Below are 409 nucleotides of genomic sequence, written 5' to 3'. Positions count from 1 at the left end.
AAATTTCGCTCAGCTTTTTTAACCACTCTTCTGGAAAATCCCTGCCGACCTTAGTAACCAATCCAACTTTTGCACCGCTTAGTGCTGCTGCGGTTGCAACGGCAGCGGCAGCTCCTCCTGGCTGCAGAATCTCTTCTCTTTTGGGGAACCTGATATGGTCTATTGAAACATGGCCAATGACAACCAAATCTAACTCCATATCGCCCTCCCCTAACTTGACAAATTGCTTTATTTATCTTTTGGCTGTTGAGTAATCCTTTTCTACTCCTCTTACTCCGTTTAGATGAATATCGAAAAGATTTAAAAGGTTGAAAAGAATCTTAAAAACAAAGTTTAATGGGTGATTAGGATGGAAGAAGTCTTTCAAAATGAGGTTATAAAACAAATTTTGTTGAAATACAGGACGATA

The 409-nt window shown here is 39.4% G+C and carries 1 protein-coding gene; it reads right to left on the bottom strand.

Annotated features, from left to right (window positions below; all coding sequences use genetic code 11):
• A partial coding sequence (locus E3E28_RS10955) for a PfkB family carbohydrate kinase (RefSeq protein ID WP_240921759.1) occupies positions 1–199 on the bottom strand: 199 nt, incomplete at its 3' end.
• Positions 200–409: the final 210 nt, after the last annotated feature.

The organism is Thermococcus sp. 21S9, from assembly GCF_012027635.1.
In the GTDB taxonomy this organism is placed as follows: Archaea; Methanobacteriota_B; Thermococci; order Thermococcales; family Thermococcaceae; genus Thermococcus.
Note: the sequence above shows the minus strand (reverse complement) of the source record. Positions and strands in the feature narration are given on the sequence as shown.